Source organism: Kitasatospora kazusensis, assembly GCF_039529945.1.
Lineage (GTDB): Bacteria > Actinomycetota > Actinomycetes > Streptomycetales > Streptomycetaceae > Kitasatospora > Kitasatospora kazusensis.
Genome location: NZ_BAAANT010000024.1, coordinates 90,552 through 105,537 on the forward strand (window position 1 = coordinate 90,552; position 14,986 = coordinate 105,537).

At 72.2% G+C, this 14,986-nt stretch carries 14 protein-coding genes and 1 pseudogene; 6 read left to right on the forward strand and 9 right to left on the reverse strand.

Annotation, left to right across the window (positions count from 1 at the left end):
* The first annotated feature begins 57 nt into the window (after window positions 1–57).
* From ABD330_RS20360 to ABD330_RS20385, 6 genes are all read left to right on the forward strand, one after another.
* Entirely contained in the window at window positions 58–948 is an 891-nt protein-coding gene (locus ABD330_RS20360; RefSeq protein WP_344467126.1) for an FAD binding domain-containing protein, read from the forward strand.
* Complete coding sequence (locus ABD330_RS20365) at window positions 945–1,430, forward strand: (2Fe-2S)-binding protein (protein ID WP_344467128.1); 486 nt, start codon at window positions 945–947, stop codon at window positions 1,428–1,430. The genes ABD330_RS20360 and ABD330_RS20365 overlap by 4 nt, the downstream gene beginning before the upstream one ends.
* A complete protein-coding gene (gene pucD, locus ABD330_RS20370) occupies window positions 1,427–3,787 on the forward strand; it encodes a xanthine dehydrogenase subunit D (RefSeq protein ID WP_344467130.1) in 2,361 nt (786 codons plus the stop codon). Before ABD330_RS20365 ends, pucD begins: the two co-directional genes overlap by 4 nt.
* A 289-nt stretch (window positions 3,788–4,076) precedes the next feature.
* A complete protein-coding gene (locus ABD330_RS20375) occupies window positions 4,077–5,570 on the forward strand; it encodes an NCS2 family permease (protein ID WP_344467132.1) in 1,494 nt (497 codons plus the stop codon).
* 84 nt (window positions 5,571–5,654) lie between these two features.
* Window positions 5,655–6,854 (forward strand): XdhC family protein, encoded by a 1,200-nt coding sequence (locus tag ABD330_RS20380; RefSeq protein ID WP_344467135.1) that lies wholly within the window; start codon window positions 5,655–5,657, stop codon window positions 6,852–6,854.
* A 155-nt stretch (window positions 6,855–7,009) separates the two neighbouring features.
* Window positions 7,010–7,315: a hypothetical protein gene (locus ABD330_RS20385; protein WP_425555592.1), complete on the forward strand. Its 306-nt coding sequence runs from the start codon at window positions 7,010–7,012 to the stop codon at window positions 7,313–7,315.
* A 21-nt stretch (window positions 7,316–7,336) separates the two neighbouring features.
* On the opposite strand, the gene ABD330_RS20390 is transcribed toward ABD330_RS20385, so the two are convergent.
* The 9 genes and pseudogenes from ABD330_RS20390 to ABD330_RS32505 all read right to left on the reverse strand — a co-directional run.
* The gene (locus ABD330_RS20390) at window positions 7,337–7,960 is read right to left on the reverse strand and encodes a LysE family translocator (RefSeq protein WP_344467137.1); all 624 of its coding nucleotides are present in this window, start codon (window positions 7,958–7,960) and stop codon (window positions 7,337–7,339) included.
* Window positions 7,961–7,972: 12 nt separating this feature from the next.
* Entirely contained in the window at window positions 7,973–8,176 is a 204-nt protein-coding gene (locus tag ABD330_RS20395) for a cold-shock protein (RefSeq protein ID WP_344467139.1), read from the reverse strand.
* Window positions 8,177–8,329: 153 nt separating this feature from the next.
* Window positions 8,330–8,899 (reverse strand): TetR/AcrR family transcriptional regulator, encoded by a 570-nt coding sequence (locus ABD330_RS20400; protein ID WP_344467142.1) that lies wholly within the window; start codon window positions 8,897–8,899, stop codon window positions 8,330–8,332.
* A complete protein-coding gene (locus ABD330_RS20405) occupies window positions 8,896–9,261 on the reverse strand; it encodes a DUF1304 domain-containing protein (RefSeq protein ID WP_344467144.1) in 366 nt (121 codons plus the stop codon). Before ABD330_RS20405 ends, ABD330_RS20400 begins: the two co-directional genes overlap by 4 nt.
* Before the next feature lie 191 nt (window positions 9,262–9,452).
* A complete protein-coding gene (locus tag ABD330_RS20410) occupies window positions 9,453–11,171 on the reverse strand; it encodes an SDR family oxidoreductase (RefSeq protein ID WP_344467146.1) in 1,719 nt (572 codons plus the stop codon).
* On the reverse strand, window positions 11,168–12,061 hold the full coding sequence (locus ABD330_RS20415) for a M24 family metallopeptidase (protein ID WP_344467148.1): 894 nt from the start codon (window positions 12,059–12,061) through the stop codon (window positions 11,168–11,170). Before ABD330_RS20415 ends, ABD330_RS20410 begins: the two co-directional genes overlap by 4 nt.
* A gap of 11 nt (window positions 12,062–12,072) precedes the next feature.
* Entirely contained in the window at window positions 12,073–13,167 is a 1,095-nt protein-coding gene (locus ABD330_RS20420; protein WP_344467150.1) for a PDR/VanB family oxidoreductase, read from the reverse strand.
* 15 nt (window positions 13,168–13,182) lie between these two features.
* Entirely contained in the window at window positions 13,183–14,076 is an 894-nt protein-coding gene (locus ABD330_RS20425) for a metal-dependent hydrolase (protein WP_344467152.1), read from the reverse strand.
* 782 nt (window positions 14,077–14,858) lie between these two features.
* Window positions 14,859–14,986, reverse strand: a pseudogene (locus tag ABD330_RS32505) (IS630 family transposase); the annotation flags it as partial.

A 14,986-nucleotide genomic window follows, 5' to 3' on the forward strand; every position in this document is an offset into this window, starting at 1 on the left:
GCGGGGCCGGCCCCGCAGAGGTCCGGGCGACACACGACGACTTGAGGAGACACCCGCATGGAGTTCCTTCGGCCCGCTACCTGGGACGAGGCACTCGCGGCGAAGGCTGAGTACCCGGCCGCGCTGCCCATCTCGGGCGGTACGGACGTCATGGTCGAGATGAACTTCGACGTGCACAGGCCATCCGCGATTCTCGACCTGAACCGCATCACTGAGCTGTCCGAGTGGCAGATCGCCGACGGTGTGGTGCAGCTCGGTGCCTCGGTGCCGTACACCCGGATCATCAACGAGCTGTCCGGACCGCTGCCCGGCCTGGCGCTGGCGGCCCACACGGTCGGCTCGCCGCAGATCCGCAACCGTGGCGGCGTGGGCGGCAACCTCGGCGGGGCCTCCCCCGCCGGTGACGCGCACCCCGCGCTGCTGGCGGCCGGCCGTGACGTCTTCGTCGAGGTCGCCTCCCAGGCCCGTGGTACCCGGCTGATCGCCATCGACGACTTCTACGTCGGCGTGAAGCGGAACTCGATGGAGAAGGACGAGCTGATCCGGCGCGTCCACATCCCCGTCGCCGACGGCCCGCAGCAGTTCTCGAAGATCGGCACCCGCAACGCGATGGTCATCGCGGTCTGCGCCTTCGGCTTCGCGCTGCACCCCAAGAACGGCACCGTCGGCACCGGCATCGGCTCCGCCGCGCCCACGCCGCGCCGCGCCGTCGAGGCGGAGGAGTACCTCGCGGGCGTGCTCGCCGAGCGCGGCCTGTGGCAGTCGGGCGACCTGCTGGGCACCGAGGTGATCCAGAAGTTCGGCGAGCTGGTGAAGGCCGCCGCCTCCCCGATCGACGACGTCCGCGGCACCGCCGAGTACCGGCGGCACTCGCTGGCCGTGATGGCCCGCCGCACGCTCACCTGGACGTGGAACGACTACAGCAAGCAGATCAGGAGCGCGGCATGAGGGTCACTTTCACCGCCAACGGCAAGCCCGTGGAGGCGGACGACGTCTGGGAGGGCGAGAGCCTCCTCTACGTGCTGCGCGAGCGCGTCGGCCTGCCGGGCTCCAAGAACGCCTGCGAGCAGGGCGAGTGCGGCTCCTGCACGGTCTACCTGGACGGCACCCCGGTCTGTTCCTGTCTGGTCGCGGCCGGCCAGGTGCAGGACCGCGAGGTCCGCACCGTCGAGGGCCTGGACGAGAACGGCGAGCTCGGCCTCGTCCAGCAGGCGTTCATCGACGCCGGCGCCGTCCAGTGCGGCTTCTGCACCCCCGGCCTGCTGGTGCAGACCGACGCCCTGCTGGAGCAGGACGCCCAGCCCAGCGACACGGACATCCGTGAGGCGCTGTCGGGCAACCTGTGCCGCTGCACGGGCTACGAGAAGATCATGGACGCGGTGCGGCTCGCTTCCGCCCGCAAGTGCCAGAAGGCAGGTGCCTCCGAATGAGCACGCGCACCATCCAGGGTCAGAAGAACCTGCAGGACATCCGCACCGGCAGCCCGGACGGCATCGGCGGCTCGCCGCTGCGCCCGGACGGCACGCTGAAGGTCAAGGGCGAGTTCGCGTACTCCTCCGACCTGTGGCACGAGGACATGCTCTGGGGCATGGCGCTGCGCTCGCCGCACCCGCGCGCCAACATCCTCTCCGTCGACATCTCCGAGGCGCTCAAGCTGCCCGGCGTGTACGCGGTGCTGACGCACGAGGACATCCCGGGCACGAAGTTCTACGGCCTGGAGATCCAGGACCAGCCGGCCCTGGCCATCGACAAGGTCCGCTACCACGGTGAGGCGATCGCGATCGTCGCGGCCGACCACCCCGAGACGGCCCGCCGCGCGGTGAAGAAGATCAAGGTCGAGTACGAGGTACTGAACCCGATCGTCACCGAGGAGCAGTGCCTCGACCCCGAGACGTACGGCTACGTCCACGAGCCGCACGAGTTCAAGTCGCACGGCCACGGCAACATCTGCCACAGCCAGAAGCTGGTGCACGGCGGCGGCGTGACCGACGAGATCCGCGCCCTCGCGGACGTGGTGGTCAAGGGCCACTACGAGGTCGGCATGCAGGACCAGGCCTTCCTCGGCCCGGAGTCCGGTCTCGCCGTGCCCGCCGAGGACGGCGGCATGGACCTCTACGTCGCCACCCAGTGGCTGCACGTGGACCGCCAGCAGGTCGCCCCCGTGCTCGGCATCCCGGAGGAGAAGCTCCGGCTGACCCTCGCCGGTGTCGGCGGCGCCTTCGGCGGCCGCGAGGACCTGTCGATGCAGATCCACGCCTGCCTGCTCGCCCAGCGCACCGGCAAGCCCGTCAAGATCGTCTACGCCCGCGACGAATCCTTCTTCGGCCACGTGCACCGCCACCCGGCCAAGATGTACTACGAGCACGGCGCCACCCGCGACGGCAAGCTGGTCTACGCCGACGCCCGCCTGGTGCTGGACGGCGGCGCGTACGCCTCCGCCTCCCCCGCCGTGGTCGGCAACGCCGCCTCGCTGGGCCACGGCCCGTACAACATCCCGAACGTGCGGATGGAGGCCATCGCCCTCTACAGCAACAACCCGTCCTGCGGCGCGATGCGCGGCTTCGGCGCGGTGCAGGCCTGCTTCGGGTACGAGACCCAGATGGACCGGCTGGCCGCCGAGCTGGGGATGGACCCGGTCGAGCTGCGCCAGCTGAACGCCATGTCGGAGGGCGACCCGATGCCCACCGGCCAGGTCATCGACTCGCCGGCGCCCGTCGCCCGGCTGCTGCAGATCGTCAAGGACCGGCCGCTCCCGCCGCCGCTGGACCTGGACAACCTCGACGTCCGTACGCTGCCCGGCGCGCTGTCCAACACCTCGCACGGCGAGGGCATCGTGCGCGGCGTCGGCTACTCGGTCGGCATCAAGAACGTCGGCTTCTCCGAGGGCTTCGACGACTACTCCACCGCCCGGGTCCGCCTGGAGGTCATCGGCGGCGAGCCGGTCGCCATGGTGCACACCGCGATGGCCGAGGTCGGCCAGGGCGGCATCACCGTGCACGCCCAGATCGCCCGCACCGAGCTCGGCGTCGAGCAGGTCACCATCCACCCGGCCAACACCGAGGTCGGCTCGGCCGGCTCCACCTCCGCCTCGCGTCAGACGTACATGACGGGCGGCGCGGTGAAGTACGCCGCCGAGGCGGTCAAGGCGGCGCTGATCGAGAAGGGCCGCCGTCGCTACGGCTGGACCCAGACCGACATCATCCTGCTCGGCGGCAAGGTGATCTCCGAGGCCGGTGGCCCGCTGGTCTCCATCGTCGACCTGCTGGGCGACGAGGCGATCGACCTCACCCGCGAGCACCACCACCGCCCGACCGTCCCCTTCGACAAGGAGACCGGGCAGGGCTTCGGCCACGTCCAGTACACCTTCTGCGCCAACCGCGCGGTGGTCGACGTGGACGTCGAGCTGGGCCTGGTCAAGGTGGTCGAGCTGACGGCCGCGCAGGACGTCGGCAAGGCGCTCAACCCGCTCTCGGTGGTCGGCCAGATCCAGGGCGGCTGCACCCAGGCGCTCGGCCTGGCCGTGATGGAGGAGATCATCGTCAAGGACGGGAAGGTGCGCAACGCGTCCTTCACCGACTACCTGATCCCCACCATCCTGGACACCCCGCCGATCCCGGTGGACATCCTGGAGCTGCCCGACCCGAACGCCCCGTACGGGCTGCGCGGCGTCGGCGAGGCCCCCACGGTGTCCGCCACCCCCTCGATCGTCGCGGCCATCCGCCAGGCGACCGGGATCGCGCTCAACCGCATCCCCGTCCGGCCGGAGCACCTCACCGGGACGCTCTAGCCACCCGCCAGACCTCCCCGGGGCGGCGACCGTCTTCCCCGCCGCCCCGGGGCAGCACCAAGAGAAAACAGCCAGTGAAACAAGTGCACCAGGCCCGCTGCCTCTCCCACGCCGGGGCTCTGCAGCGGTGCGCACCACCCTCCCCCGGCCTTCGGCCGGGGGTGCCCCCAGCACCGCGGCACCACTGAGTGCACCACGTGAGTCGATTTCGTCCCCCTGTGCCCACTCCTACGTAGGCAAATCAGGTCGGCTCGCCCACCCCAACCCCCTTTGAACCTTGGGAGTGGACATGACCCGGACTTCTACGGAGACCGGCACCACTGAAGACGACAGACCCGCTGCCGAAGGCGCCCCCACGCCGCCGGTGGCCGTACAGCCGAAGAACGCGCTGGACGCCTACTTCAAGATCTCTGCACGTGGTTCCACGTTCGGCAACGAGCTGCGTGGCGGCGTCACGACCTTCATGGCCATGGCGTACATCATCCTGCTCAACCCGATCATCCTGAACGGCGCGGACGTCACCGGTGCCAAGCTCGGCCACGGCGAGCTGACCACCGCGACCGCCCTCGCCGCCGCCGTCACCACCATCCTGCTCGGCGTCGTCGGCAACGTGCCGCTGGCCGCCGCCGCGGGGCTCGGGGTGTCCGGCGCGGTCTCCGCGATCGTCGTCCCGCACACCACCTGGCCCCAGGCCATGGGCCTCTGTGTGATCTACGGGCTGCTGATCGTGCTGCTGGTGGTCTCCGGACTCCGCGAGAAGATCATGAACGGCATACCCCTGCCGATCAAGCACGCGATCACCATCGGCATCGGCCTCTTCATCGCGATGATCGGCCTGGTCAAGGCCGGCTTCGTGCACCACGGCCCGGACCCCTTCGGCCCGCCCGTGACGATGGGCCCCGACGGCAACCTGGCCGGCTGGCCCGTGCTGATCTTCTGCCTGACGCTGCTCGCGATCTTCGTCCTGCTGGCCCGCAACGTCCGGGGCGCGATCCTGCTCGGCATCACCGGCGGCACGGTCGTCGCGTTCATCGTCCAGGCCGTGGGCAACCTGCCCGCGCACACCTGGAGCAGCTCCGTCCCGAAGTGGCCGGGCAGCCCCGTCGCCGCCCCCGACTTCGGCCTCTTCGGGCACGTCGACATCCTCGGCGCCTTCGGCGGCAAGGGCATGGGCGCGATCAGCGCCTCGGTCGCGGTCTTCACCCTGGTGCTGGCCGGCTTCTTCGACGCGATGGCCACCATCATCGGCGTCGGCACCGAGGCGGGTCTCGCCGACAAGCAGGGCCGGATGCCCGGTCTGAGCAAGGCGCTGCTGGTCGACGGAGCGGGCGGCGCGATCGGCGGCCTGGCCGGTGCGTCCGGCCAGACGGTCTTCGTCGAGTCCGCCACCGGTGTCGGCGACGGCGCCCGGACGGGCCTCGCCTCGGTGGTCACGGGCAGCATCTTCACCCTGATGCTGTTCTTCTCCCCGATCGCCGGACTCGTCCCGGTCGAGGTCGCCTCCGCCGCCCTGGTCGTGATCGGCTCGATGATGATGGCCCAGGCCCGGCACATCGACTGGTCGGACCGCGAGGTCGCCATCCCGGCCTTCCTCACCTGCGTCCTGATGCCGTTCACCTACAGCATCACCGCCGGTGTCGCGGCCGGTGTCCTCTCCTACACCGTCATCAAGGCGGGCACCGGCAAGTGGCGCGAGCCCGGCCCGCTGATGTGGATCCTGAGTGCGGTCTTCGTGATCTACTTCGCGCTCACCCCGGTGAAGGAACTGCTCGGCGTCCACTAGCACCACCCGCCGTGGTGCGGGAGCCCCGGCTCCCGCACCACGGCGGACCCACCAGCACTCCGTACCCCGTAAGGAGCCCCCGACATGCAGGACATCGCCGAACAGCTACAGAGCTGGCACGCGGCCGGGCGCTCCTTCGCGGTCGCCACGGTCGTCGGCGTCTCCGGCAGCGCACCGCGCGACCCGGGGGCCGCCCTGGCCGTCGACGCCTCCGGTGAGGCGATCGGTTCGGTCTCCGGCGGGTGTGTCGAGGGCGCGGTGTACGAGCTCTGCCAGGAGGCCATCGCCTCCGGCGAGCCGGTGCTGGAACGCTTCGGCTACAGCGACGAGGACGCCTTCGCGGTGGGTCTGACCTGCGGCGGCATCCTCGACGTCTTCGTCCAGCCGATCACCCCGGGCGCCGACCCCGCGCTCGACGCCGGGATCACCTACATCGCCTCCGGCACGCCCGTCGCCCTCGCCCGGGTCATCGACGGCCCGGCCGGCCTGCTCGGCGCGACCGTCGCCGTCACCGCCGACAGCCACCACGGCTCGCTCTCCCCCGCGCCCACCACGACCGGCGCCCTGGAGCGCGCCGCCGTCGCCGAGGCCCGCGCCATGCTGGACGCCGGCCGCACCGGCCGGCTCGTCCTCGGCCTGGACGGGCGGCCCTGCGACGAAGCCGGCCAGGGCACCGTCACCTTCTTCGTCGAGTCGTACGTCCCCGCGCCCCGCATGATCGTCTTCGGTGCGATCGACTTCGCGGCGGCGGTGGTCAGGATCGGCAAGTTCCTCGGCTACCGCGTCACCGTCTGCGACGCCCGCCCGGTCTTCGCCACCGAGCGCCGCTTCCCGGACGCCGACGAGGTCGTGGTCGACTGGCCGCACCGCTACCTCGACTCCCAGGTCGCCGGACCGGAGGCCTCCGGGATCGACGGCCGCACCGTGCTCTGCGTGCTGACCCACGACGCCAAGTTCGACATCCCGCTGCTGGAGCGCGCCCTGCGCCTGCCCGTCGGCTACGTCGGCGCGATGGGCTCCCGCCGCACCCACCGCGACCGCAACGCCCGGCTGCGCGAAGTCGGCCTCACCGAGGCCGAGATCTCCCGGCTCCGCTCCCCCATCGGCCTCGACCTCGGCGCCCGCACCCCGGAGGAGACCGCCGTCTCGGTCGCCGCCGAGATCGTCGCCCACCGCCGGGGCGGCAGCTGCCTCCCGCTGTCGGCCGGCCGGGGGCCGATCCACCACGACCTCGCCCGCGCCGAAGAGCCCGAGGCTTCCGCCGCGAAGTCGCACGCCGCCTGACCGCTGCGCGCCGCCGTCACCCGGCCGGGCCAGCGCGCGTGATCCGATTGCGGGCGGTGGCGGTCGGCGGGAAGCTGGGGTAGCAGGACCGGTTCACGGCGGTCCGTCAGCACGGATGTGCCACCGGGCCGGTCACCGTTGCTCGGAGAGGCGGCGTGACCACGATGCGCACCCTGATCGAAATCGAGATGGACACCGCGACCGCGAACCAGGCGATCGCCGACGGCACGATCGAAGCCAGCATGGACAAGATGATGGAGATGCTCAAGCCCGAGGCCGCCTACTTCTTCGCGCGGATGGGCCGCCGGGCGGCCCTCCTGGTGGTAGACCTGCCCGACGAGGCCGCGATCGTCCCCACCCTCGAACCGGCCTGGCTGAACCTCAACGCCGACGTGACGATGACCCCCTGCATGAACGCCGACGAACTCCGCACCGGCCTCAGCCGGCTGAACGGGAGCTGACGGCCGGTCGGTCCGAGGCGGTCAGTCCGAGACGGCGAGTCTGAGCCCGAACCCGACGATCACCACACCCGTCACCCGGTCCAGCAGCCTCCGCGCGGCCGGCCGCTCCAGCCAGCCGCGCACCGTACGGGCGAAGCCGACCAGGACGGCCGACCAGAGCAGCCCCTCCGCGACGTGCACGCAGGTCAGCAGCACGCCCACGGCCAGGTGCGGCGCGCCCGCCGGGATGAACTGCGGCAGCACGGCGACGTAGAAGACGCCCACCTTCGGGTTGAGCAGGTTGGTCAACGTGCCGCGCCGCCACCCGGCGAACAGCCCGCCCGAGTCCGCCGGACCGGCCGCCTCAGCCGCAGCCTCGCCGCTCCCGCGCAGCATCCGCGCACCCATCCACAGCAGGTACGCCACCCCGGCCCAGCGCAGCGTCTCGTACGCGAGGTGGGAGGCCGTCAGCAGGGCGCTCACGCCGAGCGAGCTGAGGGTGCCCCAGATCAGCGTGCCGGTCTGGATGCCGAGCACCACACCCCAGGCCCGCCGCCGCTCACCGAGCGCGGCCGTCCGCAGGATCAGCGCGGTGTCCAGGCCGGGCGTCAGCGTGAGCAGCCCCACGACGAGGGCGAAGGACCACAGGGCAGTCGATATCTCCATGGACGGCCATCCTCACAGGGCCCGCACCCGCTCGGCAACCGGCCGGCCCTCCTCCTCCAGCAGGTCGTACTCGACCTTCCGCCCTTCGACCAGCACCGCGTCGTGGTCGCCGAGCACCGCGTCGTAGTACAGCGCGACCTCGGCCCCGCCGTCGTCCGGCGTGATCGCCCCGTACCCGTGGTCGTGGTGGAACACCTTCACCGTGCCGCTGGCCATCACTGTCTCCCTCGATCGATCAGGTTCCGATCACCAGGAGTACCAAACGATGCACGCACCACTACTCTCCGACGCGCGGGAAGGTGGGCGTGCGGCACCGTCCGCGGACGGCTCCGGGGGACGACGGCAGGGCGCGGGGAGCCGTGCCGCCCGTCAGGACAGCGGGATGCGATGGAGATGGACGAGCAGGCGCCAGACCTGGTGCGCGATCAGGTCGGGGCTGCCCTCGACGAGGCCGTGCAGCCAGTCGGCGAGGACGCCCGCGAAGGTGGCGGCCACGGCCGAGGCGATCAGGTCGGGCTCGGGGGCGCCGGCCAGGATGCGTTCGGAGCGGCTGCGGGCGCGCAGATCCCGGTGCAGCACCTGGCCGAGCGGCCCGCCGCCGCCCGGGCTCAGCAGGGCGCGGTAGAGGCCGGCGTGCGGGGCCAGGCCGGCGAAGAAGTCGGCCAGGGCGGGCGGCGGGGCGGCCGGGTCGGGTGTGCCGCGCCAGGCGTGCAGGGCGTCCACGGCCTCGCGGACCACGTCGGCGCAGGCGTCGACGGCCAGCGCCTCCAGGTCGGCGTAGTGGAGGTAGAAGGTCGCGCGGCCGACCCCGGCCCGCCGCACCAGGGCGGCGACGCCGACCTCCGCCAGCGGGTGCTGCTCGCACTCGTCGAGCAGTGCCCGGCGCAGTTTGGCCCTGGTCCGGGCGGCCCTGGGGTCGGCCGGTGGTGCAGTGGTCACTGGTGGGCCAGCAGGACGGCGGCGAGCGCCAGTGCCCCGGGCAGCGCCTGGACGAACAGGATGCGCCGGTTCGCGGTGGCGGCGCCGTACAGACCCGCGACGACCACGCAGCCGAGGAAGAACACCTGCGCCCGGAAGCCCGTCGGATCGGCGGCGACCAGCCCCCAGACCAGCCCGGCGGCCAGGAAGCCGTTGTAGAGGCCCTGGTTGGCGGCCAGCGGCGCGGTGGCCCGCGCCAGTGCCGGGTCGAAGCCGTGCAGCTCAAGGCCCGGCTTCTTCTCCCAGAGGAACATCTCCAGCACCAGGATGTACGCGTGCAGGGCGGCCACCAGGCCGACCAGGACCGCAGCTGTCGTCTCCACCGTGAAGCTCCCACTCCGTCGTCGCCGAGTTTCTGGACAGGTGTCCACTCTACATGGACACCTGTCCAGGAAATCCCGCGAGTCGGGCCCGGACCGTCGAGCCGGGAGCACCTCCGGCGGTCCCGTGGTCAGGTCCGCCACGGGCGGGGCGTCCCGGGCAGGCCGTCACAGGCCCCGCCGGGCGCTGCCGCTCACCCCACGTCGAACCGGGCCGCCAGCCGGAGCAGCCCCGGGGAGAGGCGGCCGAGGAGGCGGGCGGCCTTGGCCTCGAAGGTGACCGGGACGACGGGCTTGCCGGTGCGGACGGCGCGCAGGATCTCGGTGGCCACCTTCTCGGGCGGGAAGCCCCGGCGGGCGTAGAGCTTGGAGACCTTCTGCTGCTTGGCGGACTGTTCGGTCGCGCTGAGGCCGGAGAAGGTGGTGGTGCGGGTGATGTTGGTGTTGACGATGCCGGGGCAGATCGCCGAGACGCCGATCCCGGCCGGGGCCAGCTCGGCGCGCAGGCAGTCGGAGAGCATCAGGACGGCGGCCTTGCTGGTCGCGTACGCGGCGAGCAGCTTGGACGGCAGGTAGGCCGCGGCCGAGGCGAGGTTGACGATGTGTCCGCCCTCGCCGCGCTCGGCCATCATGGTGCCGAAGGCCCGGCAGCCGTGGATGACGCCCCAGAGGTTGACGTCCAGGACCCGCTGCCACTCCTTCTCGGTGGTCTGCAGGAAGGTCCCCGAGTGGCCGACGCCCGCGTTGTTGACCAGGACGTCCGGCACGCCGTGCTCGGCGGCGACCTGCTGGGCGAAGGCGTCGAACGCCGCGCCGTCGCTGACGTCCAGCGGGTAGGCGTGGGCCCGGCCGCCGACCAGGGTGCAGAGCTCGGCGGTACGTTCGGCGGCGGGGAGGTCGCGGTCGGCGATGACCACCCGGGCGCCCTGTTCGGCGAAGGCGAGCGCGGTGGCCCGGCCGATGCCGCTGCCCGCGCCGGTGACGACCACCAGCTGCCCGGAGTCCTGCGGGGACTGGGTCTGCCCGGCGTCGATCCGCGCGGTGAACTCGCGGACCAGCCCGGCCACCACCGGCCCCTTCTCCAGCAGGGCCGACCAGTGGGTCGCGTGGACGGTGCGCCGGGTCAGGTGCGGCACCCAGCGCTCCAGGCCCTCGGAGAGGAACTCGTTCACGTAGTGGTCCCGGCTCAGCGTGACCAGCTGGACGGGCACCTCGGTCGGCCGCTCGCGCGGGTGGCGGACCGTCGGCCGCATGTTGGCCCGGTACAGCTCGATGCCGCGCACCGCGTCCTGCTTGAGGGTGGGCTGCGGGTGGCCCGGGCGCGGGCTGACGGCCTCCAGGTCGCGCAGCACCCGGGGCCAGGCACGGGCCAGCCAGAGCCGCCAGGCGGCGGGGGCGAGCACCGGCAGGTGGAAGGCGGTGATGTACCAGGAGTGGGCGCCCTGGACGAGCAGCTGCCGCAGGTGCTTGGGGGTGGGCCGGCGCAGCCGGTGGCGCAGCCAGAAGCCCAGGTGGTCCAGCGAGGGGCCGGACATGGTGGTGAAGGAGGCGATCCGCCGCTCGGCGCCGGGCTCGGTGACGGCCTCCCAGGACTGCACGGAGCCCCAGTCGTGCGCCACCACGTGCACCGGCCGGTCCGGGCTGACGGCGTCCGCGACGGCGGACAGGTCGGCTCCCAGGAGCTCCAGCCGGTACCCGTCGCGGGTGGCGGGGACACCCGAGGCGCCCGCCCCTCGGACGTCGTAGCGGACCACGTGGTGGTCGGCGGCGAGGTCGGCGGCGACGTCGTCCCAGACCACGTGGGTGTCCGGGTAGCCGTGCACCAGCAGGACGGTCGGGTGGGCCGGGTCGCCCTGCTCGAACACCGCGAGCGGCAGTCCGCCGGAGTGGACGGTACGGCGGCGGATCGTCATCGGGCTGCCTCCTCGGTGGCGGTGGCGGTGGTAGCGGTAGCGGTGGTGGCGGCAGCCGCTGCGGCGGCCGTCCAGCGGCGTACGTGCGGCAGGTCGTCGTCGAGCCAGTAGGCGTCGTCCTCGGTGACCACCAGCAGTTCCTCGAACTTGATCCCCACCTCGCGGAAGCCGATGTGCGGCTCCACCGCCCACAGGCCGGGGGTCGGCGCGTGGCGGGACGAGCGCCCGTCCGCCCAGAGCGGGGAGCGGCCCTGCATCCGCTCGCTGATCAGCTCGCGGCCCAGCGTCTGCAGGGTGCGGACGCCGAAGCCGAACAGGTTGACCCCGGCCGGGCCGCGCGCGGTCGTCCTGGTCACCTGGTGGCCGATCACCCGGCCCGGGTAGACCTGGTGCCGGTTGTCGTAGCCGTGCGCGGCGATCTGGGCGTCCACGGCGGCGTACACCTCGTTCAGCGGCTTCCGGGCCCGCACCTCACGGAGGATCAGCTCGCGGTAGACCTGGAGGTCGGCGGCGAGCCGGTCCCAGACCGGGTTGTCGCCCACCTTGCCGCCGTAGCCGATGTCGGCGGTGTAGCCGTCGACCACGGGTGCGCAGTCGAGCACGTACGGCATGCCCTCTTCGAGCTTGCGGCCGCCGGCGAAGAACTGCAGCGGGGTGCGGAACTGCCGGAAGGCCGTCCGGTCGCCGAACCAGGCGAACGGGACGTGGAAGAAGTCCTGCACGCCCGCCGCGACCAGGCAGTGGCGCAGCTTCGCGGTGGCCTGGCGCTCCGTCACCCCGGGTTCGATCCAGGCGGCCACCTGCTCGGCGCAGTGGTACGCGAGCTGCTGGGTCTCCCGGAAGCGGTCCAGGTCGTGCTCGGTAAAGGGGAATGACTTCACGGATGCCACGTCAGGGCTCCTCACAGGTCGAGGACCAGTGTCTCGCCTTCGGGGGCGCGCGAGACGCAGGGCAGCAGGGCTCCGGCGGCGCGTTCCTCCTCGGTGAGGCGGCGGTCGCGGTGCTCGGGGGTGCCGGAGCGCAGCTGCACCCGGCAGGTGCCGCAGAAGCCCTGGTGGCAGGAGTACGGCAGGTCGGGACGCAGCTCGCGCACCACGTCCAGCGCGGAGCGGTCGGCGGGGACGTCGAGCCGGGGCCCGTCCTCGCCGAGCTGGACGGTGAAGGGCCTGCCGTCCAGGATCGGGGCGGCGCCGAAGCGTTCGAAGTGCAGCGCCCTGGCCGGGGAGGCCTCGAAGGCGGCCTGGACGGCGGCGAGCATGGGGGCCGGGCCGCAGCAGTAGACGGCGGCGCCGTCGGGGGCGTACCCGAGCAGGTCGGCGGCGCTCGGGGGCTCCGCCCCTGGGCGGTCGGTGTCCGGGAGGACGGTGACGCGGTCGGGGTCGAGGGCGCGGAGCTCGTCCGTGAAGGGCATCGAGTCGGCGCTGCGGCCGGTGTGCACGAGCCGCCAGTCCAGGCCCAGCCGGTGGGCCTCGCAGGCCATCGGGAGCAGGGGGGTGATGCCGATGCCGCCGGCCAGCAGCAGGACGGCCGGTTCGGCGCAGAAGGCGAAGCCGTTGCGCGGGTGGCGGGCGGTGAGCCGGGCGCCGACGTGCAGGTCGTCGTGGATCTCGGCCGAGCCTCCCCCGCCGTCGGCCACCCGCCGGACGGCGATCCGGTAGGTGGCGCGGTCGGCCGGGTCGCCGCAGAGCGAGTAGTGGCGCTCGCGGCCCGAGGGGAGCGTGAGCAGCAGCCGCGCGCCGGGCTGCCACGCCGGGAGTGTGCCGCCGGAGGGGGCGGCGAGGCGCAGTTCGACCACTTCGGTGGCGATCACCCGGTGCCCGGTGACGGCGAGTTGGAGCGGCGGGGTCGGGCGGGGGGCGGCCAGGCCGGGACGGCGGCGCAGCAGGGGCCGGCCCATCGCGCGCGGGTACCGGTCGCCGAAGGCCGTGACCCGCTGCAGGAAGCGGTCGGGGCCCGGACGCCCGTACAGGTCGGGGGGCGGGGTGGTGAGGTCCATCCGTACGGCTCCGGATCAGTGGGCAGCGGCGGCGCGGGCGGCCGGCGAGGTGGCGAGGTAGCTGAGGGCCTGGCTGGACGAGCCCTCCTGGGTCGGGTGGTACCCGGGCTTGAAGTAGCGGACCGCCGAGCGGGTCATCCGGCCGAACTCGGGCAGCAGGCCGCGCCGGCCGATCTGCTGGGCCTCCCGCCAGGTGGGCTTGACCCGGCCGTGCAGGGTGGGGTCGGCGGCGAGCAGGAAGCGGACTCCGCGCACCCAGAGGTGGACGAGCAGCGGCCCGGAGACCGCCATGCCGCGGACCCGGCGGAGGTACCCGGGGTCGAGGTGGACCATCAGGTCGTAGGCGACGCTGCGGTGCTCGACCTCCTCGGCGCCGTGCCAGCGCAGCAGGTCGAGCATGGTCGGGTCGGCCTGGGCGCGGTCCAGGCCGGGCGAGTTGAGCGCCCAGTTGCCCAGGAAGGCGGTGAAGTGCTCGACGGCGGCGACGACGGCCACCCGCTCGATGATGTTCTCGCGGCGCTGGGTGGCCGTCAGGCCCGGCTTGTCGCCGAGCACCCGCCGGAAGAACCAGCTGACCTGCCGGATGTACGGCTGCGGGTCGAGCCCCTGGGCCAGCAGGTGTTCCAGCACCTCCTGGTGGGCCTCGGCGTGGATGGCCTCCTGCCCGATGAACCCGAGCACCTCCTCGCGGAGCTGCTCGTCCGTGATCATCGGCAGGGCCTCCTTGAAGACCCGGACGAACCAGCGCTCGCCCTCCGGCAGCAGCAGGTGCAGCACGTTGATGGTGTGGGTGGCCATCGGCTCGTCGGGGATCCAGTGCAGCGGCAGCCGCGACCAGTCGAAACGGACGTCCCGGGGCTCCAGCACGAGGCTGTCGTGGACGGGGGTGGGCTCGGTGGCGCGGGGCATGGGGAGCCTCCTGACCTTGCTGGTGGCGGCGCGACTAACCGCAACCTACTCGCGGGTAGTGCCGTCGACAAGGGTTTCGGGCATTCTTATCGACATCGAGTCTAATAAGATGGTCCGACGGAATCGCGGCACCGGGCGACCCCGGCGTGACTCCGATCGATAGATTGCGATTCCGAGCTGTGGCTTGTGAGCGGCGGCCCAGAGATCGGTCGAGTCACGCTGAGTAGTGGTCATGTGCTGTCTCTGGCGGCGCTCGGGTAGGTGGCTGTGGTGCTGTGGGCGGGTGGCTTCTTCGACTGGGGCCTTGATCGGGTCCGATGTGTGCGGTGTGGACGACCACCTCACCCGTCGGCTCAGAGCCGCTGGCCCCCGCTCGCCCCACTGGGTTCTCCTGCCAGCACTGGCTCACCACACCCACGGTTTGTGCGTCTTGGGACCGGCCAGGAGACAGCCAGGCTCGACAGCGAACTGCCCCACCCGGTCATGCCTGAGCGATGATCTCCGCCCGCCTGCGGTCGTACTCGGCGACGGCTGCCAGCTCGGCTTCGAAGTAGTCTTCCCATAACCCGGGGCACCGCCACTCTGGGGGCGCCAGCGTCAGAGTCCCGCTGCCCAGCCCGGCCACCCAGCAACTCGGCATTCGCTCGCTGACGAGAGTGAACATGACTGCGCTCACAACTCAGGGCAGTCCCGGTCGGTGCTGGTGTCGAGCCGGTCGGGAATACGAAGGAGCACCCGATCCGCTACTGAACTTGAATTCGTGATGTCGGCCTGAGGATGGTTCAGCCGTCCATGATCAGGCCGGTGGCGGCGAGGCATCCGTCGATGAGGTGAGGGCGGTACTGGATCTGCTTCAGGCCGCGCCTGACGGCCCGGGCGAGCTGGTCGAGGTCGGCGGCGGCGAGGTTGC

Bases quoted from the DNA above. Each gene is read 5' to 3' on its own strand.
- ABD330_RS20425 (WP_344467152.1), bottom strand. From the start codon at position 14,076: ATGCCCCGCGCCACCGAGCCCACCCCCGTCCACGACAGCCTCGTGCTG.
- ABD330_RS20420 (WP_344467150.1), bottom strand. From the start codon at position 13,167: ATGGACCTCACCACCCCGCCCCCCGACCTGTACGGGCGTCCGGGCCCC.
- ABD330_RS20395 (WP_344467139.1), bottom strand. From the start codon at position 8,176: ATGGCCAGCGGCACGGTGAAGGTGTTCCACCACGACCACGGGTACGGG.
- ABD330_RS20410 (WP_344467146.1), bottom strand. From the start codon at position 11,171: ATGACGATCCGCCGCCGTACCGTCCACTCCGGCGGACTGCCGCTCGCG.
- ABD330_RS20380 (WP_344467135.1), top strand. From the start codon at position 5,655: ATGCAGGACATCGCCGAACAGCTACAGAGCTGGCACGCGGCCGGGCGC.
- ABD330_RS20365 (WP_344467128.1), top strand. From the start codon at position 945: ATGAGGGTCACTTTCACCGCCAACGGCAAGCCCGTGGAGGCGGACGAC.
- ABD330_RS20375 (WP_344467132.1), top strand. From the start codon at position 4,077: ATGACCCGGACTTCTACGGAGACCGGCACCACTGAAGACGACAGACCC.
- ABD330_RS20390 (WP_344467137.1), bottom strand. From the start codon at position 7,960: ATGGAGATATCGACTGCCCTGTGGTCCTTCGCCCTCGTCGTGGGGCTG.
- ABD330_RS20360 (WP_344467126.1), top strand. From the start codon at position 58: ATGGAGTTCCTTCGGCCCGCTACCTGGGACGAGGCACTCGCGGCGAAG.
- pucD (WP_344467130.1), top strand. From the start codon at position 1,427: ATGAGCACGCGCACCATCCAGGGTCAGAAGAACCTGCAGGACATCCGC.